This window comes from Microbispora hainanensis (assembly GCF_036186745.1).
GTDB lineage: Bacteria > Actinomycetota > Actinomycetes > Streptosporangiales > Streptosporangiaceae > Microbispora.
In genome coordinates this window covers 2,020,664-2,044,877 of sequence record NZ_CP108086.1, presented here as the reverse complement: position 1 = coordinate 2,044,877, position 24,214 = coordinate 2,020,664, and the positions used below count along the sequence as shown (strand labels likewise).

At 72.0% G+C, this 24,214-nt stretch carries 24 protein-coding genes; 14 read left to right on the top strand and 10 right to left on the bottom strand.

The genetic code is table 11. The features are described from left to right. The first annotated feature begins 117 nt into the window (after nucleotides 1-117). From OHB01_RS09305 to OHB01_RS09275, 7 genes are all read left to right on the top strand, one after another. Nucleotides 118-960: an ABC transporter permease gene (locus OHB01_RS09305; protein WP_147943808.1), complete on the top strand. Its 843-nt coding sequence runs from the start codon at nucleotides 118-120 to the stop codon at nucleotides 958-960. A 1-nt stretch (nucleotide 961) separates the two neighbouring features. Further along, nucleotides 962-1,906 (top strand): ABC transporter ATP-binding protein, encoded by a 945-nt coding sequence (locus OHB01_RS09300; RefSeq protein WP_147943809.1) that lies wholly within the window; start codon nucleotides 962-964, stop codon nucleotides 1,904-1,906. After that, on the top strand, nucleotides 1,907-2,839 hold the full coding sequence (locus OHB01_RS09295; RefSeq protein WP_142650879.1) for an ABC transporter ATP-binding protein: 933 nt from the start codon (nucleotides 1,907-1,909) through the stop codon (nucleotides 2,837-2,839). After that, on the top strand, nucleotides 2,836-5,232 hold the full coding sequence (locus OHB01_RS09290; protein WP_147943810.1) for a glycoside hydrolase family 2 protein: 2,397 nt from the start codon (nucleotides 2,836-2,838) through the stop codon (nucleotides 5,230-5,232). The genes OHB01_RS09295 and OHB01_RS09290 overlap by 4 nt, the downstream gene beginning before the upstream one ends. Before the next feature lie 35 nt (nucleotides 5,233-5,267). Then, on the top strand, nucleotides 5,268-6,374 hold the full coding sequence (manA, locus tag OHB01_RS09285) for a mannose-6-phosphate isomerase, class I (protein WP_142650877.1): 1,107 nt from the start codon (nucleotides 5,268-5,270) through the stop codon (nucleotides 6,372-6,374). Between the two features lie 97 nt (nucleotides 6,375-6,471). Beyond that, nucleotides 6,472-7,527 (top strand): polysaccharide deacetylase family protein, encoded by a 1,056-nt coding sequence (locus OHB01_RS09280; RefSeq protein WP_142650876.1) that lies wholly within the window; start codon nucleotides 6,472-6,474, stop codon nucleotides 7,525-7,527. Nucleotides 7,528-7,566: 39 nt separating this feature from the next. Continuing rightward, on the top strand, nucleotides 7,567-8,352 hold the full coding sequence (locus OHB01_RS09275) for a CPBP family intramembrane glutamic endopeptidase (protein ID WP_328855217.1): 786 nt from the start codon (nucleotides 7,567-7,569) through the stop codon (nucleotides 8,350-8,352). A gap of 546 nt (nucleotides 8,353-8,898) precedes the next feature. On the opposite strand, the gene OHB01_RS09270 is transcribed toward OHB01_RS09275, so the two are convergent. Further along, nucleotides 8,899-9,615, bottom strand: a complete 717-nt coding sequence (locus OHB01_RS09270; protein ID WP_142650874.1) for a maleylpyruvate isomerase family mycothiol-dependent enzyme — start codon at nucleotides 9,613-9,615, stop codon at nucleotides 8,899-8,901. Between the two features lie 235 nt (nucleotides 9,616-9,850). Here OHB01_RS09270 and OHB01_RS09265 point away from each other — a divergent pair, with 235 nt between their 5' ends. Further along, nucleotides 9,851-10,813 carry a hypothetical protein gene (locus OHB01_RS09265; RefSeq protein WP_328855216.1) on the top strand — a complete coding sequence of 321 codons (963 nt, stop codon included), beginning with the start codon at nucleotides 9,851-9,853 and terminating at the stop codon, nucleotides 10,811-10,813. A gap of 3 nt (nucleotides 10,814-10,816) precedes the next feature. Here the strand turns inward: OHB01_RS09265 and OHB01_RS09260 are convergent, their stop codons facing one another. Further along, nucleotides 10,817-11,599, bottom strand: a complete 783-nt coding sequence (locus OHB01_RS09260) for an ABC transporter permease (RefSeq protein ID WP_142650873.1) — start codon at nucleotides 11,597-11,599, stop codon at nucleotides 10,817-10,819. Next, nucleotides 11,596-12,480, bottom strand: a complete 885-nt coding sequence (locus OHB01_RS09255; RefSeq protein WP_142650872.1) for an ABC transporter ATP-binding protein — start codon at nucleotides 12,478-12,480, stop codon at nucleotides 11,596-11,598. Before OHB01_RS09255 ends, OHB01_RS09260 begins: the two co-directional genes overlap by 4 nt. A gap of 131 nt (nucleotides 12,481-12,611) precedes the next feature. Between OHB01_RS09255 and OHB01_RS09250 the strand changes: the two genes are divergently transcribed. From OHB01_RS09250 to OHB01_RS09240, 3 genes are read left to right on the top strand one after another with little or no spacing between them, the layout of a single operon-like run. After that, complete coding sequence (locus OHB01_RS09250) at nucleotides 12,612-13,847, top strand: sensor histidine kinase (RefSeq protein ID WP_147943813.1); 1,236 nt, start codon at nucleotides 12,612-12,614, stop codon at nucleotides 13,845-13,847. After that, complete coding sequence (locus OHB01_RS09245; protein ID WP_142650870.1) at nucleotides 13,844-14,518, top strand: response regulator; 675 nt, start codon at nucleotides 13,844-13,846, stop codon at nucleotides 14,516-14,518. Before OHB01_RS09250 ends, OHB01_RS09245 begins: the two co-directional genes overlap by 4 nt. Nucleotides 14,519-14,531: 13 nt before the next feature. After that, a complete protein-coding gene (locus OHB01_RS09240) occupies nucleotides 14,532-15,959 on the top strand; it encodes an NAD(P)/FAD-dependent oxidoreductase (RefSeq protein ID WP_328855215.1) in 1,428 nt (475 codons plus the stop codon). Between the two features lie 9 nt (nucleotides 15,960-15,968). On the opposite strand, the gene OHB01_RS09235 is transcribed toward OHB01_RS09240, so the two are convergent. From OHB01_RS09235 to mads6, 4 genes are all read right to left on the bottom strand, one after another. After that, complete coding sequence (locus OHB01_RS09235) at nucleotides 15,969-16,595, bottom strand: uridine kinase (RefSeq protein WP_142650868.1); 627 nt, start codon at nucleotides 16,593-16,595, stop codon at nucleotides 15,969-15,971. 11 nt (nucleotides 16,596-16,606) lie between these two features. Then, a complete protein-coding gene (locus tag OHB01_RS09230; RefSeq protein ID WP_142650867.1) occupies nucleotides 16,607-17,014 on the bottom strand; it encodes a pyridoxamine 5'-phosphate oxidase family protein in 408 nt (135 codons plus the stop codon). A 105-nt stretch (nucleotides 17,015-17,119) separates the two neighbouring features. Next, a complete protein-coding gene (locus OHB01_RS09225) occupies nucleotides 17,120-17,761 on the bottom strand; it encodes a response regulator transcription factor (protein WP_142650866.1) in 642 nt (213 codons plus the stop codon). Nucleotides 17,762-17,833: 72 nt separating this feature from the next. Further along, nucleotides 17,834-19,237: a methylation-associated defense system protein kinase MAD6 gene (gene mads6 / locus OHB01_RS09220; protein ID WP_142650865.1), complete on the bottom strand. Its 1,404-nt coding sequence runs from the start codon at nucleotides 19,235-19,237 to the stop codon at nucleotides 17,834-17,836. 186 nt (nucleotides 19,238-19,423) lie between these two features. Between mads6 and OHB01_RS09215 the strand changes: the two genes are divergently transcribed. Together OHB01_RS09215 and OHB01_RS09210 are read left to right on the top strand one after the other, a co-directional pair. After that, nucleotides 19,424-20,470: an NAD-dependent epimerase/dehydratase family protein gene (locus OHB01_RS09215; RefSeq protein WP_142650864.1), complete on the top strand. Its 1,047-nt coding sequence runs from the start codon at nucleotides 19,424-19,426 to the stop codon at nucleotides 20,468-20,470. A gap of 23 nt (nucleotides 20,471-20,493) precedes the next feature. Next, on the top strand, nucleotides 20,494-20,742 hold the full coding sequence (locus tag OHB01_RS09210) for a hypothetical protein (RefSeq protein WP_142650863.1): 249 nt from the start codon (nucleotides 20,494-20,496) through the stop codon (nucleotides 20,740-20,742). Nucleotides 20,743-21,646: 904 nt separating this feature from the next. Here the strand turns inward: OHB01_RS09210 and OHB01_RS09205 are convergent. Together OHB01_RS09205 and OHB01_RS09200 are read right to left on the bottom strand one after the other, a co-directional pair. Further along, entirely contained in the window at nucleotides 21,647-22,096 is a 450-nt protein-coding gene (locus OHB01_RS09205; protein ID WP_142650862.1) for an ATP-binding protein, read from the bottom strand. An 81-nt stretch (nucleotides 22,097-22,177) separates the two neighbouring features. Further along, entirely contained in the window at nucleotides 22,178-22,552 is a 375-nt protein-coding gene (locus tag OHB01_RS09200) for an STAS domain-containing protein (protein WP_142650861.1), read from the bottom strand. A gap of 182 nt (nucleotides 22,553-22,734) precedes the next feature. Here OHB01_RS09200 and OHB01_RS09195 point away from each other — a divergent pair, with 182 nt between their 5' ends. Next, nucleotides 22,735-23,916, top strand: a complete 1,182-nt coding sequence (locus OHB01_RS09195; protein ID WP_260617474.1) for a carboxylate-amine ligase — start codon at nucleotides 22,735-22,737, stop codon at nucleotides 23,914-23,916. 51 nt (nucleotides 23,917-23,967) lie between these two features. Here OHB01_RS09195 and OHB01_RS09190 read toward each other — a convergent pair whose 3' ends face one another. Beyond that, nucleotides 23,968-24,135, bottom strand: a complete 168-nt coding sequence (locus OHB01_RS09190; RefSeq protein WP_260617473.1) for a hypothetical protein — start codon at nucleotides 24,133-24,135, stop codon at nucleotides 23,968-23,970. Nucleotides 24,136-24,214: the final 79 nt, after the last annotated feature.

The following is a 24,214-nucleotide window of genomic DNA, read 5'->3' as shown; positions in this document are numbered from 1 at the left end:
GGCCGAGCCTCCCTTGCCATCGAGGGCAGCCAGCGTGAGAGCCATCCCTGCCTCGTTCGCACACCCCGATCTTCTACACCAACCGGAGCGCGCTCGCACTCAAGAAGGTAGGGCGGCGTGAGAAACGAGGCGCTGCACTTCGCGCTGCGCAACCGCAAGCTGGTCGTCGGCACGATCATCATCCTCGTGTTCCTCGTGGCCGGCCTGGCGGGGCCGCTGCTGTTCGATCACGGGCCGAACGAGTACGTCGGGCCGCCGATGACGCCGCCGTCCGGGGAGTTCTGGTTCGGCACCACGACGTTCGGCCAGGACGTCTTCGCCCAGTTCGTGTACGGCCTGCGCTCGACGTTCCTCGTGGGCGTGCTCGGCGGTGTGCTGGCGGCGATCGTCGGCATGGTCGTGGGGTTCGTCGCGGGCTACCGCGGCGGGTGGGTCGACGAGCTGCTCAACATGCTCACCAACATCGTGCTCGTGCTGCCCGCACTGGTGGTGCTGCTGATCATCAACGCCTACCTGGGCGTGCGCAGCATCGGCGTGCAGGCGTTGTTCATCGGGCTGACCTCGTGGCCGTGGGCGGCGCGGGCGATCAGGGCGCAGACGTTCTCGCTGCGCTCGCGCGACTTCGTCGACCTCGCCCGGCTGAGCGGTGTGCGCACCCCGAAGATCATCCTCCGGGAGATCGCACCGAACATGAGCTCGTACCTGTTCCTGACGTTCATCCTGCTGTTCGGCAGCGCGATCCTGATCGCCGCGTCGCTCGACTTCATCGGCCTCGGGCCCACCGAGGGGGTCTCGCTCGGCCTGATGCTCAACAACGCCGCACGGTGGAGCGCGCTCCAGCTCGGCCTGTGGTGGTGGTTCATCCCTCCGGGGGCCGGCATCACGGCGATCGTCGGTGCGCTCTACGTCATGAACGTCGGGCTGGACGAGGTGTTCAACCCGAAGCTGAGGGAGATGTGACGTGGCGCTGAAAGTCACCGACCTCCGGGTCTACTACCGGACGCTGCGCGGCGAGGTGAAGGCGCTCGACGGTGTCACCTTCTCCGTCGCCGACGGCGAGATCATGGGCCTGGCCGGGGAGTCCGGCTCGGGCAAGTCCACGCTCGCCAAGAGCCTGATCCGGCTGGACGGCCGCATGCGGCACGTCGGCGGCACGGTGGAGCTGGACGGCAGGGTGATGCCGCTGCCGGACGACGACGCGATGGACGAGTTCCGCTTCCGGGAGGTGTCGCTCATCCCGCAGTATTCGATGAGCGCGCTCAACCCGATCAGGAAGATCGGCAGGATGGTCGGCGAGCTGCTGGAGGCGCGCGGCGAGCGGCTGGAGAAGGCCGAGCTGAAGCGGCGGCTCGAACTGGTGGGGCTGTCGAAGGACGTGCTCGACCGCTATCCGATCGAGCTGTCCGGCGGCATGAAGCAGCGGGTCGTCATGGTCATCTCGACGCTGCTGAACCCCTCGCTGCTGATCGCCGACGAGGTCACCTCCGCGCTCGACGTGTCGAGCCAGAAGGCCGTGGCCACGACGCTGCTCGGGTTCCGCGACCGCGGCCTGGTCACGAGCATGATGGTGGTCACCCACGACATCTCGCTCGTCTACCAGATCGCCGACACGATCATGGTGATGTACGCCGGGCGGCTGGCCGAGAAGGCCCCGGCCGACGTGCTCGTCACCGCGCCGAAGCATCCGTACACCCAGCAGCTCGTCTCCGCGCTGCCCGAGGTGGGGGTGCGCCACGAGGACCGCCGGCTGGCGGGGATCCCCGGCAACCCGCCGTCCCTGCTCAAGCCGCCCGGGGGATGCCGGTTCCGGGACCGCTGCCCGCTCGCGTTCGGCCAGTGCGCCGAGCAGCCGCCGTTCGCCGAGGTGGCCCCCGGCCACTTCGTCGCCTGCTGGAAGGCCGAATAGATGCTCAAGCTGGACGGTGTGTGCAAGACCTATCGCGTCGGCGCGTTCGGCGGGCGCGAGCTGAAGGCCGTCTCCGACGTCGGCTTCGAGGTCGGCGAGGGAGAGGTGGTCTCGCTCATCGGGGAGAGCGGCAGCGGCAAGAGCACGCTCGGGCGGATGATCCTGCGCCTGGCCTCCGTCAGCGCCGGCACGATCACCCTGGACGGCACGGACATCACCTCGATCAAGGACCGCAAGGAGTACTACCGGCAGGTGCAGGGCGTCTTCCAGGACCCCTTCAGCTGCTACAACCCCGTTTTCCGGGCCGACCGCGTGTTCTCGATGATCAAGGAGCAGTACTTCCCCCGGGTCGGCGCGGACGAGTGGCGCGAGCGCGTGGAGGGCGCGCTGGAGAGCGTGCGGCTCGACCCCGGCAACGTGCTCGGCAAGTATCCCCACCAGCTCAGCGGCGGCCAGCTCCAGCGCATGCTGATCGCCAGGGCCGTGCTGCTCGACATCCGCCTGCTGGTCGCCGACGAGATCATCAGCATGCTCGACGCGTCGACCCGCATCGACGTGCTCAACCTGCTGGCCGACCTGCGGGCGCGCGGCCTCGGCATCCTGTTCGTCACGCACGACCTGTCGCTCGGCAATTACGTCAGCGACAGGACCGTGGTGCTGCGGCACGGAAAGATCGTGGAGATGGGCCGGACGGACCTGGTCTTCGGCAGCCCGGCGCACCCTTACACGCGCTCGCTGTTGGCCGCGGTCCCCCGGCTGCACGCCAAGTGGACGGACGTCGTGCCCGAGGACCTGCCGTGTGCCTACCACGAGGCGCCGCAGGAGCGCCGGACCCGTCCCGGGCTGGCCGAGCTGGAAGGCGACCACTTCGTGGCCTGCTCCGGCTGCACGGGGCCGGGGATCGAGGAGAAGAAGATTAAGGAGAAAGCGTGAGCTCGTACCGTCCCCTGCACGACGGGTGGACCGTCACCGCCGTGTCGTCGACCGGGAAGCTCCGGCCGGTGGTCGCGGGCCTGCCCGCGTCCGTTCCCGGTTGCGTCCACACCGATCTCCTCGCGGCCGAGCTGATCGAGGATCCGTACCTGGACGACAACGAGAACCGGCTGACCTGGATCGGGCGCACGGCCTGGGCGTACGAGACCACCTTCACCTGGGGATCGGCGGAGGACGGCACCGACGACGACCGGGCCGACCTGGTGTGCGAGGGGCTCGACACGGCCGCCACGCTCGTGCTCAACGGCGTCGAGATCGGCACGACGGCCAACATGCACCGGTCGTACCGCTTCCCCGTACGGCACCTGCTGAAGGCGGGCGAGAACACGCTGAAGATCCTGTTCGACCCGCCGTACGGATACGCGGCGGCGCAGAAGGCGGCCCTCGGCGACCGCCCCGGCGCGTACGACGAGCCGTACCAGTTCATCAGGAAGATGGCCTGCAACTTCGGCTGGGACTGGGGGCCGACGGTGGTCACCGCCGGGATCTGGCGGCCCATCGGCATCGAGACCTGGAGCACCGCCCGGATCGCCGAGGTGCGCCCCTTCGCCGCCGCGGACGGCACCGTCGAGGTGCACGTGGCGGTCGAGCGCGCCGCCGAGCGGCCGCTCACGCTCAGCGCGTCGGTAGGAGGCGTGACCGAGACCGTCACGATCGGCGCCGGGCGGCGCCGCGCGGTCGTCACGCTGACCGTGCCGGACCCCGACCTGTGGTGGCCGCGCGGATACGGCGAGCAGCCGCTGTACGACCTGACCATCCGCCTGGAGGACCAGGAGTGGACGGGCCGGATCGGATTCCGGTCGGTCGAGCTGGACCGCACCGACGACGCGTTCACCTTCGTGATCAACGGCAGGCCGGTCTTCGTCAAGGGCTTCAACTGGATCCCCGACGACTGCTTCCCCAGCCGGATCACCCGGGAGCGCCTGGCCGAGCGGTTCGCCCAGGCGGCCGCCGCGGGCGCCAACTGCCTGCGGGTGTGGGGCGGCGGCATGTACGAGAGCGAGGACTTCTACGACCTCGCCGACGAGATGGGCCTGCTCGTCTGGCAGGACTTCCCGTTCGCCTGCGCCGCCTACCCCGAGGAGGGCCGCTTCGCGGCGGAGGTCGAGGCCGAGGCCCGCGAGCACGTGGCCCGCCTGACCCGTCACCCCAGCCTCGTGCTGTGGTGCGGCAACAACGAGAACATCGAGGGCCACGCCGACTGGGGCTGGCAGGAGAAGCTGGAGGGCCGCAGCTGGGGCGGCGGCTTCTACTACGACCTGCTGCCCCGGGTCGTCGCCGAGCTCGACCCGAGCCGGCCCTACTGGCCGGGCAGCCCCTACTCCGGTGCCCCCGACCTGCCGCCGAACGACCCGTCCAAGGGCACGGTGCACATCTGGACGGTCTGGAACAACCAGGACTACACGCACTATGCGGCCTACACGCCGAGGTTCGTGGCCGAGTTCGGCTTCCAGGGCCCGCCGACGTACGCGACGCTGCGCGCGGCGGTGTCCGACGACCCGCTGACGCCGGACTCCCCGGGCGTGACCCACCACCAGAAGGCCATCGACGGCAACCTCAAGCTGCTGCGCGGCCTCGGCGAGCACCTGCCCCGGCCGGACGGGTTCGACGACTGGCACTACTACACCCAGCTCAACCAGGCCAGGGCGATGACGTTCGGCATCGAGCGGTTCCGGGCGCTCGCGCCCCACTGCATGGGCACGATCGTGTGGCAGCTCAACGACTGCTGGCCCGTCACCTCCTGGGCCGCGGTCGACGGCGGTGGACGACGCAAGCCGCTGTGGTACGCGCTGCGCCGTGTGTACGCCGACCGGTTGCTGACCTTCCAGGGCGACGCGCTGGCGGTCGTCAACGACACCGACGAGCCGTGGTCGGGCGAGCTCGCCGTCGACCGGCTCACGCTGGCGGGGGAGATCCTGGCCAAGGAGCGGTTCGACGTGTCGGTCCCGGCGCGCGGCACGGCGTCCGTGGAGCTGCCCGAGGGGATCGCGCGGCACGGCGACCCGGCGGGCGAGGTGCTGGTGGCCACCCTCGGCGACGTACGCGCCCTGCGGTTCCCGGGTGAGGACCCGGCCATGGACTACCCGGCGGCGGAGATGGACACGGAAGTCGAGGAGATCGAGGGCGGGCTGCGGGTGCGGGTGACCGCGCGGACGATCGTGCGCGAGCTGGCGCTCTTCCCTGACCGGCTCGACCCCCGCGCGACCGTGGACGACCAGCTCGTCACGCTGCTGCCCGGGGAGACCGCGGTCTTCCACGTCACCGGCGGAGAGGTGGACCCCGGCGCGCTCGTCCGTCACCCGGTGCTCCGCTGCGTCAACGAACCCCGTTAGTCTCGGAACCCCTCCTTGACGCCCGAAGGACGCATGTGGACCTGCTCACCAATGTCATCAAGGACTACCCCTGGGGCTCCCGTACGGCCATCGCCGAGCTGACCGGGCGGCCCGCCTCCGGGCCGGAGGCCGAGATGTGGCTGGGCGCGCACCCGGCCGCGCCCTCCCGGCTGACCAGGGACGGGTCCGAGACCACCCTCGCCGACGCGGTCGCGGCCGACCCGGCGGGGACCCTCGGTGCGGCGGTCGCCGGCCGGTTCGGTGCGCGGCTGCCCTACCTGATGAAGCTGATCGCGGTGGACGCGCCGCTGTCGCTGCAGGTCCACCCGGACGAAGGGCAGGCCGCCGACGGCCACGCCCGGGGGGACGCGAACTACACCGACCCCTGGCACAAGCCGGAGCTGGTCTGTGCGCTCACGCCGTTCACCGGGCTGGCCGGGTTCCGGCCGCCCGAGCAGTCGGCGATGCTGGTCGAGCGGCTGCACGTGGACGCGCTGCGGCCGGTGGTCGCGGCGCTGCGCGACGGCGACGTGCTCGGCGCGCTGCGGGTGCTGCTGGAGTGGCCCGGCTCCAGGCGGGAGCTGGTCGAGTCGGTGGTGTGGGCGGCCTCCGCCGTCCACACGCCCGACTACGCGCTGGTGGTGCGGCTGGCCCGGCGCTACCCGGAGGATCCGGCCGTGCTGGCGCCGCTGCTGATGCATCGTCACACGCTGGCCCCCGGCGAGGCGCTGTTCCTCGGGGCCGGGGTGCTGCACTGCTACCTCGACGGCTTCGGCGTGGAGATCATGGCCTGCTCCGACAACGTGCTGCGGGCGGGCCTGACCGGCAAGCGCATCGATGTGGAGGAACTGCTGCGGATCACCGACGCCGCGGCGCAGCCCCTGCGGGTGGAGCCGGTCGAGGGCGCGTACGTGGCGCCGGTGCCGGAGTTCCTGCTCCGCAGGATCGCGCCCGGCGCGACCGCGGCGCTCCCGGGGGGCCTGCCGAGGATCGTGGTGTGCACGGAAGGCGTCGTGAGCGTGGGCACGGCCGACGCGGAGGTCAAGCTGCGGCCGGGCGAGTCGGTGTTCACCGCCGCGTCGGAGGGCCCCGTCGAGATCGGCGGGGACGGCGTCGCCTTCTGCGCCGAACCTCACCTGTGACTCACTTAGCGTGATGTTTGTCCTACGCGGCGTGATGTGAACGCGCGCCGCGGGTAGGAGCCCCTCATCGTCAAGCGCGGCCCGATGAGGGGGATCCATGGGGCGCTTCAGGGTTGCCGGTATCGCCGCGGCGTCGTTGGGGGTGGTCGCGCTCTCCGCCTGCGCCGGCGGCGGGGGCAAGCAGGTCACACAGGCGAGCCCGGCCGGCCACCAGCAGAAGGACGCGGCGGCCGGGGCGGCGCAGCGCAAGTCAGAGGCGGCCGCCGCCGCTCAGGTTAAGGCCAACGAGCTGGGACAGGTCCCGGTGATCATGTATCACCGGATCGTCAAGAACCCGCCACCGGGCGACGACCGCAGCCCGAAGGACTTCCGCGACGAGCTGGAGCGGCTCGCGGCGGAGGACTACGTGCCGGTCACGGCGGCCGAGTACGTCACCGGGAAGATCGACATCCCGGCGGGCAAGCACCCGGTGGTGCTGACCTTCGACGACTCCTCGCCCTCGCAGCTCACGCTCGACGGCATGGGCAATCCGACGCCGGACTGCGCGATCGGCATCCTGATGGACGTCGCGAAGAAGCACCCGGGCTTCCGGCCGGTGGCGACCATGTACGTGATCAAGGACCTGTTCGGCAAGGCCCGTCAGGAAGAGCAGATGCAGGTCCTGCAGTGGCTCAAGGACCACAACTTCGACATCGGCAACCACACCCGCGACCACCTCAACCTGCTCGGCAAGCCGAAGGCCGACGTGGAGAAGCAGGTCGCGTCCGGCCAGGCGCTGATCACCTCGCTGGTCAAGGCTCCGGTGGTCACGCTCGCCCTGCCGTACGGCAACCAGCCGCACGAGAAGAAGTGGGCGCTGCAGGGGGCGGCGGGCGGCACCCGCTACGACTACAAGGGCGTTTTCCTCGCGGGTTACACGCCGTCGCCGTCGCCGTTCACCAAGGACTTCGACCCCCTCGGCATCCCGAGGATCAGGTCGAAGGAGAAGGTCGGCGACTGCAAGAAGTTCTGCTCGATGGCGTGGCTCGACTGGCTCAAGGCGAACCCCACCGAGCGCTACACCTCGGACGGCAACCCCAACACGGTCGCCTTCCCGAAGTTCAAGGCGGCCTTCGTCAAGCCGACGTTCACGTCGCGCGCGCTGCCCTACTGACCGGACGGATGACCATGCGGGGGCGGCTACCCTGCCAGCATGGACGACGCCATCGCCGACGAGACCGCCCTGCGGGGGCTCACGCCACGGCTGATCGGCCCGGAGATCGTCGCGGTCTTCGCGGTATCGCTGGGCGCCAGCGGCCTGCTGTCGCTCATCCGCCTCATCGGCGCACTGACCGCGCCGAAGGACCTGGGCGACCAGCACGCGGTGCTCGTCGGCTCGCTGGCCCCGGGCCGCCCGTGGCTGGACCTGTCGCTGCACCTCGCGTCGATCGCGGTGAACGTGGCGCCGGTGGGGCTCGTCGCCTACCTGCTGGCCCGGTCGGGCGAGTCCGTGCGCACGATCGGGGCCGACTGGCGCGAGCCGGGCCGCGACACGCTGCGCGGCGCCGCGCTCGCGGCGGTGATCGGCGGCAGCGGGCTGCTGTTCTACCTGTTCGCCTTCCGGTCGGGGTTCAACCTGAACGTCGTGCCCGACAGCCTGCCGGACTACTGGTGGCGGATCCCGGTGCTGGTCGCCGAGGCCGCCCAGAACGGCGTGCTGGAGGAGGTGCTGGTCGCCGGTTATCTGCTGCACCGGTTGCGGCAGCGCGGCTGGTCGCCGTGGCGCGCGGTGGGGGTGTCGGCCGTCCTGCGCGGCTCCTATCACCTCTACCAGGGCTTCGGCGGCTTCCTCGGCAACATCGCGATGGGCGTGGTCTTCGGCCGGCTCTACCAGCGCTGGGGGCGGACCATGCCGCTGATCATCGCGCACACGCTGATCGACGTGGTCGCCTTCGTCGGTTACGGCGTGCTGCGCGGCCGTGTTTCCTGGCTGCCCTGATCTCCCGGCTAATCGGGCGGAATGCGTTCTCTCCGGCGCGCCTGATTGATTTGGGCCCGTTCCCGTTGCATCGTTGACGGGCCGCCGCACGTCTGGATCCCCCCGGGCAAAACCGGCCTGTCCTGGCCGCATTTTCATTCGGGGAATTCGCATGAGGCGTTTATCGATACGCATTCCATATTCGGCGCGCGATCATCCGGCGCGCCATCCGATGCGCCGCCGCGCCGCCGTCGTCCGCCGGCCTGGCGGTCCCACCCGGCCGCCGGGCCGTGAACGTCCGGCCGGCCTGCCGTACCGGTGCCCGGTGAGGGGTGGAGCCGCGGGCCCGCGTCACGCCGCGCCCGTCGTCACGACCGCCGCGCCCGCGCGCGCGGCCCCGCCCGTACGGCCCGCTCCCGGGCACACCGGGGCGCGGGAGGTGGTCCCGCCGAGGCGGGCCACGGGCGGCTTATTACCCCCGGTGCCGAGGGCACGGTCCGATCCGTTATGAGTGTCGAGCAACGCCGGGTGCCCGCAGGGGCGCCCGGCGTCTTCACGTTCGGGGGCTCAGGCGAGGCAGCGCAGCGCGCTCCGGATGCGGGCGTCCAGGGGATGCCCGGCGGGCAGCCGGCCGACCGTCGCGTCGACGAACTCGCCGGGGGGTAGATCGGCGGTCAGGTCGTCGTCGAGCTGCACCTCCACGCGGCCACAGGCGCGTTCGACCTTGATCGGCGCCCCCTGCTCCTCCAGCGCGAACATGCCCACCCGGACCCGCCAGTCAAGGCGTTCCGCGGCCTCCTGGGGCGAAACCGGAGCCCCGACGTCGTCGGCGTGTGTGGCGTACTCCGAGGCGTAGTGGAAGGTCTGGAGACCGGCGGGGTAGGGACCGGCCGACGTGTGCAGCGTGCCGTCGCGGCCGAGGGCGCGCATCCGCCGCCGCGTCTCCCCGTTCTTGGCCCGCCACTCGTCGAGCACCTGCTCCACCGGCAGGCCGCGCCGCTTGCGCACGCACCACTCGTTGAAGCCGTCGAATCCGCCGCCGACGCCCTCGTGGTCGAGCAGCTCGTAGAAGCCGTCGATGTCGTCGTCCAGGCACGCGTGGTTGTACAGCTCCTCACCGGCCAGGTGGGCGAGCACGTCGCGCACGGTCCAGCCGTCGCACCGGGAGGGGCGGTTCCAGCCGTCCTCGTCGAGGGACGAGAAGAAGCGGTCGAGCCGCGCCGCTTCGGTGTCGAAGATGTCGAAGGGGTCGAGCCCCGCCAGTTCGTCCCGCGCAGAGGTCATGCCTGAGCCGTACCCTGACCCGCCTCGCCCTCACTTCGCGCCGGTACGGCGCGCGCATCAGGCGGTGTCAGGACATTTCTCGCATAAGGCGGACATTTAAACCTGCGGGGGCCTCAACAATGCGCAGGGGAAGGGAAAGACCAGGTCTTGGCTCGTTTGTCCGGTGATCTGCGCGGAAACCCCGAGATCGGTAAGCACACTGGTCGTGCTCCGATTGTTCTAGGGGGAAAACGAAATGGCAAAAAGCACGAGCGTCGCCGGGGTCCTCACGATCGGCGCCGTTCTCGCCGGTGGCGCCGTGATCGCGAGTGCTCCTCTCGTCGCCGCTCCGGCGGAGGCCGCCTCGATGTCCGCGCAGCACAGCCTCGTCCGGTTGGGCCATCCGCACTCCCGGGGCAAGGGCAACCACCAGAAGAACAAGCACCGGCAGAATCAGCGGCTGCGGGAGCAGCAGCGCCAGCACCAGTTCCTGATGCGTGACCTCACGCTGGTCCTCGTCCCGTTCCAGAAGGACACGACGGGCGCGACCGCCCTGCCGTACAACTGGCAGAACGACAGCCTCTCCGACGTGCAGTACACCGGCCAGAGCCAGTTCGACGCGCTGGAGAACGCGCCCAGGGCGGTCGAGATCAACGTCGACGGCGGGGAGGGGGATTCCAAGACGGCGGTCTCCCCGGAAACGCACGGGGCCGACGTGGACATCGCCGTGGACGGGAAGGAGGAGACCAAGCACGACCCGGCGCCCCGGCCGATCATCAGGCCCACGTCCACACCCACACCGACGCCCATGACGACGACGACAACGACGACAACGACGACGCCTCCGACCGTCGTCCCGCAGGCCGCGCCCCCGGTCGTGCAGACCGTCGCCAAGCCGGCCGCCAAGCCGGCCGCGAAGCCCGCTGTGAAGCCCGCAGCGCAGCCCGCCGCCAAGCCCGCCGTGAAGCCCGCAGCGCAGCCGGTCGTGAAGCCCGCCGTGAAGCCCGCAGTGCAGCCGGCAGTGAAGCCCGCTGTCACGCCCACGACGTGCGCGCCCGCCTGCGCGCCCGGTCTCCTCAACCTGCCCCTGAGCCTGTCGCTCACGGCCACGGTGTCCCTCGCGCCGGACGCGAAGGCGGGCACGACCGCGAAGCCGGCCACCACGACCACCGCGCCGACTACGACCACGGGGGTCTGCGCGCCGCTGGCCGCGAGCTGAGCGTCAGGCGTCCCTGCGGGCCAGCAGGACGGCGGCCAGCGCGTACGGCACCGCGACCCAGGCGACCATCACCGCGAGCGCGGCGAGCGGCGACAGGAGCGCGCCGCCGAGTGATTGGGGGTTGCCGGTGCCGGCCAGCTGGCCCGCCAGGGCGCCGGGGAGGATCGAGCCGATGCGCTCGTTCCAGGGCGCCGGGACGTTGTTGACGATGATCGGAAGCACGTACCAGACCGCCACGAGCGCGGCGACGGCGGCGACGGCCGACCGGGTGATCACGGCCAGGCACAGGCCGAGCAGCGCGAACATCGCGATGGACAGGCTCAGCGCGAGGAAGAGCGGCATCCGCTGGCTCAGCGCCTCGGCCGACTGCCCCCGGATGTGCCGGTCGCCGATGATGAGCCGCCCGGCGGCCCACGTCGCGAGCACGGCCGCGAGCCCCGTGCAGAACGCGACGACCGCGACGACGCCCGCCTTGGCGGCGAGCACCCGCCCGCGCGACGGCAGCACGGTGAACGTGGTGCGGATCATTCCGGTGGCGTACTCGCCGGAGCAGGCGAGGACGCCCAGCACGGCCAGGCACAGCGAGGCGAGCCAGTTCGCGAGCTCGGGCAGCGACGACACCTCCAGGCGGTCGCGCTGACCGGGCGGCAGGCCCTCCCACAGGCGGACGGCGTACCACGCCAGCAGGGCCATGAGGGCGACGACGACGCCGATCACACCGAGGACGACGGAGGTGGACCGCAGGGTGCGGAGCTTGAGCCATTCTGCGGCGATGGCGTCGATCATCGGTCCGCACCTCCACCCGTGAGCCGCATGTAGGTCTCCTCCAGCGAGGCGCCGCGCGGGGTCACCTCGTGGAGGGGGATCGCGTGCCGGGCGGCGAGGTCGCCGATCTCCTTCGGATCGAGGCCGCGCACCGACAGGCCCCCGCCGTCCTCGGCGGCGACCGTCCCGCCCGCGCCCGTCAGCGCGGCGGCGAGGTCGTCGGCCCGGCTGCTGCGGACGAGGACGTCCCGTACGCCGGTCAGCTCCCGCATCGGGGTGTCCGCGATGAGCCGCCCGCGGCCGATGATGACGAGATGGTCGGCGGTGAGCTCCATCTCGCTCATCAGGTGACTCGACAGCAGCACCGTGCGGCCTTCGGCGGCGAGGCCGCGGAGCAGTTCGCGGATCCAGCGCACGCCGTCCGGGTCGAGGCCGTTGACCGGCTCGTCGAGCAGCAGCACCGCCGGGTCGCCGAGGAGCGCGGCGGCGATCCCGAGGCGCTGGCGCATGCCGAGCGAGAAGCCGGCGACGCGCTTGCGGGCCACCCCGGCCAGGCCCACCTGCTCGATCACGGACACGACCCGGTCGCGGCCGATGCGGTTGGCGCGGGCCATCCAGCTCAGGTGGGCGAGGGGCGTACGGCCGCCCTGGACGGCGCCGGCGTCCAGGAGCGCGCCCACCTCCCGCATCGGGTGGCGCATGCGGTCGTAGCGGCGGCCGTTCACCAGCGCCTCGCCGCTCGACGGGCGGTCCAGGCCGAGGACGATCCGCATGGTCGTGGACTTGCCCGCGCCGTTGGGCCCGAGGAACCCGGTCACGCGGCCTGGTTTCACGTGGAACGTCAGCCCGTCCACGGCGACCGTGCGTCCGAAACGCTTGGTCAGCTCTCTGACTTCGATCATGTCCCGACGGTCTCGCGGGCGGGCCGCTCTCCGCGTCGGAGCGCGGTGCGATCCGCGGGACGCGCCTCAGACCGTGGGATGACAGACCGGGGCAGGAGGCGCGCATGCGCGTGTGTGGCTAGCGTGGGCGCGTGGACGATCCGGACGTGCGGCCGCTGTTCCCCCGGCCGCTGCGCCCCCGCGAGCTGATCGCGCTCGACGTGCTGGCCGCGCTGGGGTACGCGTTCGTGCTGGTCGTCCAGTCGCCGGACGTACGGCACCCGGCGGCCCTGGCCCTGGTCGCCGCGATGACGCTGCCGCTCGCGGTCAGGCGGCGGTGGCCGCTGCCGGTCTTCTGCCTCGTCATGGTCGCGTCGGTGGCGGCCATGACGCTCGGTGTCGTGCGCGAACCTCTGGCCGCCGCGGCGTACGCGCTCTATCCGGTCGCGCTCGGCACCCGGCGGCGCCGGTGGGAGCCGACGGCGGCGATCGGCGCGCTGACCGTCGGGGCGCTGCTGCTGGCGGCGGTCGGCGGCGTGTCGGCCGAGCCGGAGATCAGGCGGATCGTGGAGACCATCGTGCTCGGCTCGCTCGCGCTGGGCGGCGCGTGGACGATCGGCCGGGCGGTGCGGGAACGCCGGGCGTACGCCGCGCGCCGGGCCGACGAGGCGGCCGAGCGCGCGGTCACCGAGGAACGGCTGCGCATCGCCAGAGAGATGCACGACGTGGTCTCCCACACGCTCAGCCTGATCGGGGTCAAGGCCGGGGTCGCCGTGCACGTCGCGGACCGGCGGCCGGAGGAGGCGCTGGAGGCGCTGCGCGTCATCGAGGCCACGAGCAGGCAGGCGCTGACCGAGATGCGGCACATGCTCGGCGTGCTGCGCACGACACCCAGCGCCACACCCAGCACCACACCCAGCGCCACAGCCGGCACGACCCTCGGCACGACCCCGAGCACCGCACCCGATGCGCTGACCCCGGCGCCGGGCCTCGCGGCGCTGCCGGACATCGCCGAGCGTGCCGCGGCCGCGGGCGTACGCGTCGACCTGGATGTGCGGGTGACGGACCTGCTGTCCCCGGCCCTGGAGCTGGCGGTGCACCGGATCGTCCAGGAGGCCGTCACCAACGTGGTCAGGCACGCGGCCCCGGCGGCCTGCCGGGTGCTGGTGCACGACGAGGGAGACCAGGTGCGGATCGAGGTGACCGACGACGGCCCGGGCCGCCGGGTCCTGCCCCCAGGCGCCCCCGGGCATGAGGGGGTCGGACACGGTCTGATCGGCATGCGCGAGCGCGTCGCGGCGTACGGCGGGGACTTCACGGCCGGTCCGATGCCGGGCGGCGGGTTCCGCGTGCGCGCCCGGCTGCCGCGGGAGGGGGAGGGGACGTGACCGAGCCGATCCGGGTGCTGCTCGCCGACGACCAGGAGCTGCTGCGCGGCAGCCTGCGCCTGCTGGTCGACAGCACGCCGGGGCTGGTCGCGGTCGGCGAGGCGGGCACCGGGGCGCGGGCCGTCGAGCTGGCCCGCGCCGAGCGTCCCGACGTCGTGCTGATGGACGTGCGGATGCCCGGCATGGACGGGATCGAGGCGACCCGGCGCATCTGCGCCGAGCCCTCCGGGGCCAGGGTGCTGATCCTCACCACGTTCGACCTCGACGAGTACGTCTACGCGGGGCTGCGGGCCGGGGCGAGCGGGTTCCTGCTGAAGAACACGCCGCCCGCCGACCTGCTGGCGGCGATCCGCGTCATCGCCGCGGGCGAGGGGCTGCTCGCGCCGAGCGTGACGCGGCGGCTGATCGCCGAATTCGCCCGGACTACCGCCGATCGGCCTCGGCCTGGCCCCTCGCTCGACGGCCTCACCGCCCGGGAACGCGAGGTGCTCACGCTCGTCGCGCGCGGGCTGTCGAACCTGGAGATCGCCGCCAGCCTGCATGTGAGCACGGCCACGGTGAAGACCCACATCGGTCACCTGCTCGCGAAGCTCGGCGCGCGCGACCGGGCCCAGCTCGTCATCGCGGCCTACGAAGGGGGGCTCGTCTCCACGTCGCGGACGCGCCCGTGACAGGGTGGAGCACGTGGAGAGCTTCGATGTGATCGTGATAGGCGCCGGTCCGGCGGGCGAGGTCGCGGCGGGACGAATCGCGGCGGCCGGCCTGAGCACCGCCATCGTGGAGAGCGAGCTGGCGGGAGGGGAGTGCTCCTACTGGGCCTGCATGCCGAGCAAGGCGCTCCTGCGGCCGGTGGACCTCGCGGGCGAGGTGAGCCGGGTCACCGGGCTGCGGCTGGCAGGTCAGGACGAGGGCGGCCCGATCGACGCCGCCGCCGTGCTGGCCCGGCGTGACGCCGTGGTCTCGCACTACGACGACACGGGCCAGGCGGGGTGGCTCGAATCGGCGGGCGTGACGCTCGTACGCGGCACGGGACGGCTCGCCGGTCCCCGGCGCGTGGAGGTCACGACGGCCGACGGCGGCACCCGCACGCTCGCCGCGAACCACGCCGTCATGCTGGCCACCGGGAGCCGTTCGGTGATCCCGCCCGTGGCGGGTCTGGCCGCCGCCCGGCCGTGGACGAACCGCGAGGCGACCGGCGTACGCGCCATCCCGGAGCGGCTCGTGGTGATCGGCGGCGGCGTGGTCGCCTGCGAGATGGCCCAGGCCATGCGCGGGCTCGGCACCCGCGAGGTCACGATACTCGTCCGGGGCGGCCACCTGTTGACGAGGATGGAGCCCTTCGCCGGGGAGCTGGTCGCCCGGTCGCTTGCGGACCAGGGGGTCGACATCCGCAGGCACGAGAGCGCGGAGAAGGTCGAGCGGCCGGAGCCGGGCGGCGAGGTCACGGTGCGGCTCGCGAGCGGGGGGACGATCACGGCCGACGAGATCCTGGTCGCCGCCGGTCGCCGGTCCGCCACCGACGATCTCGGCCTGGCCTCGGTCGGGCTGCCGCAGTCCCGTCCGGTCGAGGTGGACGACAGCATGCGGGCCACCGGCGTGGCGGACGGCTGGCTCTACGCGGTCGGGGACGTCAACGGCCGCGCGCTCCTCACGCACATGGGCAAATACCAGGCGCGGGCGGCCGCCGACGTGATCGTCGCCCGGGCCCGGGGCGAGGCGGACGACCGGCCCGGCATGCGCGACCGCGCGGACCGCGCCGGGGCGCCGCAGGTGGTCTTCACCGATCCGCAGGTGTGCGCGGTGGGCCGCACGGAGGCGCAGGCCCGCGACGAGGGCTTCGACGTGCGGGTCGTGGAATACGACATGGAGCAGGTGGCCGGTGGCTACCTGCTCGGCGACGGCTACCGGGGCAGGGCCAAGGCGGTGGTCGACGAGCGCCGCCGGGTGCTGCTCGGCGTGACCTTCGTGGCTCCGGGCGCGGCCGAGCTGCTGCACGCCGCGACGATCGCGGTCACGGCCGAGGTGCCCCTCGACGACCTGTGGCACGCCGTCCCGGCGTATCCGACGGTCAGCGAGGTGTGGCTGCGCCTCCTGGAGGCGTACGGGCTCTAGAAGCGGGCTTCAGAGACTGATGATCGCGGGGTGACGCGGGTCCTCGACGCGGACGGCCACGTCGGCGGCCCGCAGCGGCCCGGACTCGTGCTCGTAGCGCTCGTAGGCGGGCAGCGTCCACCGCTCCTCCGGCGGTGTGCGGCGGGCCAGCGCGGCGGCCGACATGGACAGGTGGACGGTCATGTCGAACGGCAGGCCGCGCCCGAGCAGCAGCGCGCCGTCGACCAGCACGACCCCGCCCGGCTTCAGCGTCACGTAGTCCGCCCGGGTGGCCCGGTCGCGCTCGCTGTCCCACAGCGAGGGCAGCACCCGGCCCGTACGGCCCGGCTCCAGCGGCCCGAGCACCTCGCGGACGAGGCCGCCCACGTCGAGCCACTCGTCGTGGAACACGTCGGGGTCGGTCCGGCCGAACTCCAGCCGCAGCGAGGCCGGGCGCAGGAACCCGGCCGCGGGCACCCGCAGGACCTCCCGGCCGCGCAGGCGCAACGGCTCCACCAGGTCGTCGGCCAGCCGTCCCGGCCCGGCGGCGGGAGCGCCGTCCACGGCGACGCGCACCCAGGCGTCGCGCGGCCGGTCGGCGATCAGGTCGGCGAGTTCCTCCACGAGCAGGGACGGGGAGACGGGACGGGCACGCACGTGCCCATCATCTACCCGTTCAGCCGGCGGCCGGAGATCTGCTCGGGGGCGACCACGATGAAGTGGTCGCGGGTCCCGGGCACCCACGGCGTGAGCGGCAGCGCCGACAGGCGGGCGATCTCCTCCGGGTCGCAGACCGCGCGGGCGTGCCCGACCGCGGTCACCGACCAGCCCGTACGGAACGTCGCGTCGAAGTCGTCGGCCTCGAAGGCCACGACGGTGTTGCGCGCCGCGGCGGCGAGCTTGGACCCGGGGGCGGTGCGGATGACGATGTTCCCGTCGAGCAGGCAGAAGTTGACCGGCTGGACGGCGGGGAGGGCACGATCGGTGAAGACGATCCTCCCGATGGGGACGGAGGCCAGCAGGTCCAGGCATTCCCCTCCGCCGAGGATCTCCAGGCCGGCCGAGTCGAGCTTCATGTCTGCAAGCCTGGCGCGGTCGGCCGCCGCCGGGTTAGGGACGAAGGTCCCGTCGTCCACGTCGATCGGCCCGGCGTCCGTTGGCCCGGTGTCCATTCGCTGGGCTCAGCCGTCCCGGCCGGCCTTGAGGCGGGCGGCGAGCGCGGCGGCCTGGGTGCGGCGCTGCATGTCGAGCTTGCTCAGCAGGTTGGACACGTAGTTCTTGACCGTCTTCTCGGCCAGGAACATCCGCTCGCCGATCTGGCGGTTGGTCAGGCCCTCGCCGATCAGCTCCAGGATCTGCCGCTCCTGGTCCGACAGCGCGGCCAGCGGGTCCTTCTTCGCGGCCTGGTCGCGCAGCCGGTGCAGCATCGCGGCCGTTGTCTGCGGGTCGAGCAGCGACTGCCCGGCGGCCACCGTGCGCACCGCGCCCACCAGGTCGGAGCCGTGGATCTGCTTGAGCACATAACCGGCCGCCCCGGCCATGACCGCGTTGAACAACGCCTCGTCGTCGGCGAAGGAGGTCAGCATCAGGCAGGCCAGGCCGGGCACCTTCGAGCGCACCTCACGGCAGACGTCCACCCCGCTGCCGTCGGGCAGGCGCACGTCGAGCACCGCCACATCCGGCTTCAGCGCGGGGATGCGGGCCACGGCCGACTCGGCCGTGCCCGCCTCGCCGACGACCTCGATGTCGTCCTCGGCGTCCAGCAACGCCGCCACCCCACGCCGTACGACCTCGTGGTCGTCCACCAGGAACACCCGAATCATGACCTGGACGCTAGCCTTCCCGGGGCCGCCGGAGAAGTGCCGAAGGTCCCGCGTGTCGGCCCCCTGGAGCTTTCAGTGCCGGGACAGGCGGCGCAGGGCGCTCCTGATCCTGCCGCCGAACGGCGCACGCCGCCGGGGCTGGGCGTCGCGGGCCACCCGCAGCTCCGCGAGGGCCGTCGCCGCGTCGGGCCGTTTGGCCGGTGTGGGGTCGCGCATCCGCCGTACGAGGTCCATGACCTCGGGGGCGACGCCTCCGGCGTCCGGCTCGGCGTCCATGCCGGGCATGGGCAGCTCGCCGGTGAGGAGCTGGAAGGCGATCACCCCGGCCGAGTAGACGTCGGCGGCGGGGGTCATCCGCTCGGGGCGGGCCCGGCACTCGGGGGCGACGTAGTGGACGTCGAGGATGTTGGGCAGCTCGTTGGCCACGGTGTGCTTGCGCGGGCCGGGCTTGGCGTAGTCGAAGCCGGTCAGCATCGCGTTGCCGCCGTCGGTGACGAGCACGCAGGCGGGGGTCAGCGCCCGGTGGATGACGTTGTTGGCGTGGACGTGGGCGAGGCCGTCCAGCATGTCCTCCATCACGGTGAGCTTGGCGTCGATGCCCAGCCTGCGCCCGGTGAGGTGCAGGTGCAGGGCCTGCCCGTGGACGTCGTCGAGCACGAGCACGAACCGGCTCTCGTCGTCGATCGCGAAGAAATCCCGTGAGCGTACGACGCAGGGATGCGGCGGAATCTTGGCGAGCGACTGGTAGGCGTTGGCGATCCGGCGCTGCTCGGCCACCCGCCGCCGCTGCTCGGCGAGGGGGTCGGCGCGGTAGACCCGCAGCAGCACGGTCCCACTGGTGGGGGCGGTCGCGTTGACGGCGCGATATTCGGTGACCCGGCTGTCGCCGCCGAGCTGCTCCTCGACCTCCCAGTTGCCGAAGCGCGGGGGCGCGGTCGAGCGGCGCACGGTGCCGTTCAGCGCCTCCAGGATCGCGGTGCGGTACGGCTCGGCGTCGCGGCTGCACCCGTGCCGCACCCGGGACACGTCGCTGAGCATGGGGATGAGCCCGGCGATCGTGGTGACGTGCCGGGCGTCCCGGCCGGTGGGGTCGACGAGGACGGCTCCGGGGGCGGTCAGCACCACCACGTTGTCGACGTACAACCGCTCCAGCTCGCGGTGCTCCTCGATCAGCAGGCCCTTCAGCGCCCGCGCGGTGCCGCGCAGCTTGGCCACCGGTGAGCCGAACGCCTCCCGGTGCTGGGGGAACCACCGGGTGCCCGACACCTCGAACCTGCCCCGGGCCCCCTTCACGTCGATCACTACCAGGGAGTGGCCGGTGAGCACGACCACGTCCACCTCGAACAGGTCGGCTCCGCGCGGGATCTCGATGTTGTGCAGCAGCAGCCAGTCGTCAGGGGCGTTGTCCCGCAGGTGCGCGATGACCCTTCGCTCGGCGTCATTGACGGGGCGTCCGCCACCGACGATCTGAGCCATCTCTGCCGCTCCGCCTCTCTGACCAGATTGAGAACTTAATCCTCCTAGGTAGCGGTATTCCCGCGCCACCACTGATTCCCCCGCATTGTCCCAGGGGAAATCTGGAGCCCCATCTCCAGGCCCGCTCCGGTCGGGGATGACGGCTCTCGCGGTTTGTGGTGGCTGCGCCGGGAAACGGTGTATTTCATGCGAGTTGTCGTGATTGGGGCGAGCGGGAACGTCGGCACGAGCCTGCTCACCGCCCTGGAGTCCGAGCCCGCCGTGACCTCCGTCGTCGGCGTGGCCAGGCGGAAGCCGGACTGGCGGCCGGCCAAGACCGAGTGGCGTACGGCCGACGTCTTCAGGGACGACCTCGATCCGATCTTCGCGGGCGCCGACGCGGTCGTGCACCTGGCCTGGCTGTTCCAGCCCACGCACGACCCGGTCACCACCTGGAACTCCAACGTGCTCGGCAGCATGCGCGTCTTCGACGCCGCCGTCCGGGCCGGGGTCTCCGTCCTCGTCCACTCGTCGTCTGTGGGGGCGTACTCGCCCGGGCCGAAGGACCCGCCCGTCGACGAGTCGTGGCCGACCCACGGCTGGCCCAACGCCGCGTACGGGCGGGAGAAGGCCTATATCGAGCGCGTGCTCGACATCTTCGAGCGCGACCACCCGGACATCCGCCTGGTGCGGATGCGCCCGGGGTTCATCTTCAAGGAGGAGGCCGCGACCGAGCAGCGCCGGCTGTTCGCCGGGCCGTTTCTGCCGCAGCGGCTGTTGCGGCGGGAGCGGATCCCGTTCGTGCCGGACATGCCGCGCCTGCGGTTCCAGGCGCTCCACTCCGAGGACGCCGGCGAGGCGTTCCGGCTGGCGCTCACCCGCGACGTGCGGGGCGCGTTCAACCTCGCCGCCGGCCCGGTGATCGACCCGGCCGTGCTGGCGGACCTGCTCGGCGCGCGGCGTGTGTCCGTGCCGGCCGCGGTGGTGCGCACGGCGGTGTCGGCCGGCTGGCATCTGCGGCTGATCCCCGCCTCGCCCGGCATGGTGGAGATGGTCCTGCAGATTCCGATCATGGACACCACCCGGGCCCGTGAGGAGCTGGGCTGGCGGCCCCGGCACAGCGCGGTGGACGCCCTGCGCGCGGCGATCGAGGGCATGCGGCGTGGTGCGGGCATGGAGACCCCGCCGCTCGCGCCCGGCTCGGGCCGGGAACGGGCCAGGGAGGTCGCGACGGGCGCGGGCACCCGGCCGTGAAAGACCCTGGCGAGGGAGGCGCGATGACGCTGCTCGATCCCGACTGCGTACGGCGGCTGCTCGAGTCGGCCGACCCGGACGTCGCGCTGGTCTTCGTCCGCGGCGAGTGCCGGGTGATGCCGCTCGACGAGATCGACGAGAAGCACCGCAAGCTCGTGGTCGTGCGCCGCGCGGACCTGCCCGAGGCCCAGGGCGACGAGCCGGTGACGGAGGAACGGGTGGAGGCGCTCACGCGGTGCCTGGAGAACGCCGTACGCGACCTCGGCGGATGAGGCCGCCATCCGCCCGGCGATGCGTGACCGAGGCGTCACTTTCGGTAACATCGTCTCGGGCATCCCCCATCCGAGCGTGGTCCCGGTCTTCCCGGCTGATGCCGTCCTCTGAGACAAATGACGGCGTGTCGCGCGCTGACCCAAAATTCCGGAAAGCGCGGCGGACAAATCGGACAGCCAACTTCGCGCCACTGGACAAATCAGGATCAAAAGCTATCGCAAGCTGTGATCTGATCGTCACTCTTCGTACGGAAGCCCGAATGCCGCTCGTATTCGTTGCGTGCACGGTGGGTCACCTGTGAACATCAGGGAAAGGTCCGGAATCCCTCCTACCGGGTCGGCGGCGCTACGGCGGCGGGGATTCCGCCCCTTGCGCGCATCGACCGGATGGAAACGGATTCCTGATCGGGCCGATCGACAGGTCCGGGACATCGGTCTCGGCCGGCGCATATGGGGAGGGGGCCCCGATGACTGCTATCAGGCCCCGCGGGAGCGGGGGACGCCGTCACGAAGGGCGGATTCACGACCCGGAGTTCGGCTCGTGGATCGGAGAGGTGGCCAGAGCGGTCCGGGACGTGGTTGACAGCACACCCCGGACCATCCGCCTCTGCGCCCTGATCGCGGTTGCCGCCGCGTCATGGGCATTCCTCAGGTAGCCGTCCAGCAGCCATGAGGAGGTGGTCGCGGACCCAGGTTAAGGCGGCCGGGGAGTCGTTACGGCCCGGTTTACGGGATCGGGACGATAACCAGGGCCAACCGGGGACCGGCCAGGGTCGATCCCGGTGCTTGCCGGGTCCGCGACAGGCCACTGCTTGCCGACAGAGGCAGACGATGCGGTCCAGGCGAAGGGGATCAAGCGATGGGGGCCGGAAGATAGGGCCGGATGATGGTGCGCGGTGCCCGCTCAGACGGAGCGGGCGCCGCGCCCGAAGGCGGAGCCCCCGTCGGCGGGGCCGCCCGCGTCCGCGTCACCGTCGACCTGCATGGACAGCCGGATCGTGGACTGCCCGGGGATCCGGTCGATGGTCACCGAGTCGCACAGCTCGCCCATGAGCCACAGGCCGAAGCCGCGGTCGCCGCGGCCGCTGGGCCGTTCGCTCGGCACCGCGCCGGGCCGCAGGACGCCGACGCGGTCGACGACGTCGACGGCCAGCGTGCCGCCGTCGCAGGAGATCGTCAGCATGCCGGATCCCCCGCCGTGTTCGAGCACGTTGATGGCGGCCTCGTTGGCGGCGATGACCAGGTCGTCCAGCCGGGGTCCGGTGAGGCCCGCCTGCTCGGCGTAGCGCTGGACGTTCTCACGCAGCGTCGCGAGATCATCCGTTATCGGCCACTGCCGGCGGTGATCCGCCACCTGTCCTCCTCGCCGCGTCTCCCGGCCGGGTCCGCCGCCCGATGCCTTCGAGGCTACCGTCTCGTTACTCGTTCGCTGCCTTCACCTGGGATTCGAGCGTGCGCCGACCACGTCGAAAGCCTCCGCGAGGCTCGGGGCGACGGTGAAGGCACTGATCAGTCCGGTGACCCTGAAGATCTTCGCCAGCCGGTCGTTCGGGGCCGCCAGCGTCACCGCGCCGTCGCGCTCCTGCAGCAGCTTCCGTACGGCCAGCAGGATCCGGATGCCCGTGGAGTCGCAGAAGCTCACGCCGCTCAGGTCGAGGACGAGCTGGCGGTGGTGCTCGCCGAGGAGCGCCTCGACGTTCCTGCGCAACGGCTCGGCGTTCGTGTAGTCCAGGGCGCCGTCGAGCGCGACGACCAGCACGTGGTCGGCGACCGGGGCGGACACGGGGGTCAGGACGACGGCGGCGGTCACGGAGCACACCTCGGCGGACGCTGCGAGGAACAGGGATTCGTCAGTTTAGGACAGCGGCACCTGCCTACCGGGGCGTACGGCTCGCTGGTCAAGAAACGCCATATGGGGTTTCTTGCCCAGGGGCCGGGGGAGTGGGGGACTGACCGACTGGGCCCCTCCTGAAAAGACCGCTTATGCCAGACGTGACAAGGGAGGTCCAGTTCGACGCCATGCATGGACCCTCCCTCGTCGCGCAGGCACCGGTGAGTTCGGCGACGCTCACGATCGGAGTCGAGGAGGAGTTCCTGCTCGCCGACCCGCGAACCGGACGGGTCGTCCCGGCGGCGCGGGAGATCCGCGAGCGGGCGGCCGGGCCGGGGGCGGATCGGCTGGTGTTCGAACTGACACAGTTCCAACTGGAGAGTAACAGCGCCGTGCACACCACCCTGCGTGATCTGCACGAAGACCTGCTGGAGATGCGCCGCGCCGCCGCCCGCGCCGCCGAAAGCATGGGGCTCGCGCTCATCGCGAGCGGCACCGCCCTGGACGGCAACGCCGGAGTGCCGCCGCTGTCGTCGTGCCCGCGCTACGAGGCCATGCTCCGCGAGTTCGGGGCGATCATGGATCGTCAGGGCGTCTGCGGCTGCCACATCCACGTCGGGATCGCCGACCGCGAGGAGGCGGTGCGGGTCAGCAACCATCTGCGGCCCTGGCTCCCGGTGCTGCAGGCGCTCGCGGCCAACTCGCCGATCGCGGACGGCCGGGACACCGGTTATGCGAGCTGGCGCGCGCTGATGATGGGCAGGTGGCCGAGCGCGGAGCCGCCGCCGTTCTTCCGGTCGGCCGATCACTACGAGAGCCTGGTCGCCGGCATGCTCGCCGGGGGCACGATCCTCGACCGCGGAATGATCTACTGGCTGGTCCGCCCGTCCGATCACGTGCCGACGCTGGAGATCCGCGCGGCGGACGTGTGTCCGACGGCCGGGGAGACCGTGCTGCTCGCCGGGCTGGTGCGAGGGCTGGCCGAGACGGCGCTGCGCCAGGTGCGGGCCGGCGTGCCCGCCCCCGACGTCGAGGACACCCTGCTGCGGGCGGCCTACTGGAAGGCCGCCCACGACGGCGTGGACGGCGAAGCCCTCGATTTGCTCGCGGGAAGCGGCGTCTCGGGAGCCCCGGCCTGGCGGCTGGTCGACCGCCTGCTCGAACACGTGCGGCCGGTGCTGGAGGAGAACGGCGACTGGACGCCGCTGACCGACCAGATCGAGCGCGTGCGCCGCAGCGGGTCGGGGGCGGCGCGGCAGCGGGCGGCGTACGCCCGGCGCGGCCGGCTGGCCGACGTGGCCGAGCTGCTCACGGCGCAGACCGTCGCCTCCTGCTGGGCCTGACGTTCTTATCAGTCACTCCGCTTCGTCACTCCGCTTCGTCACTCCGCTTCGTCACTCCGCGACGACGCGCAGCGTCTTCAGGCTGGGATCGGCGGCGTCGGGGATGTCCATGCCGCCCGCGAGCCCGCTGGTCAGGTAGCTCAGCACCGGCCGGGTGACGCGCTCGCCCGGGCACAGGGCGGGCGCGCCCGGCGGGTAGGGCGTCACCATCTCGGCCACGATCCGGCCGTTCCCTCACCCCGCGCGACGTACGGCAGGCGGTCGAAAGCCCCCGCCCTCGGTGAGAGGACGGGGGCGG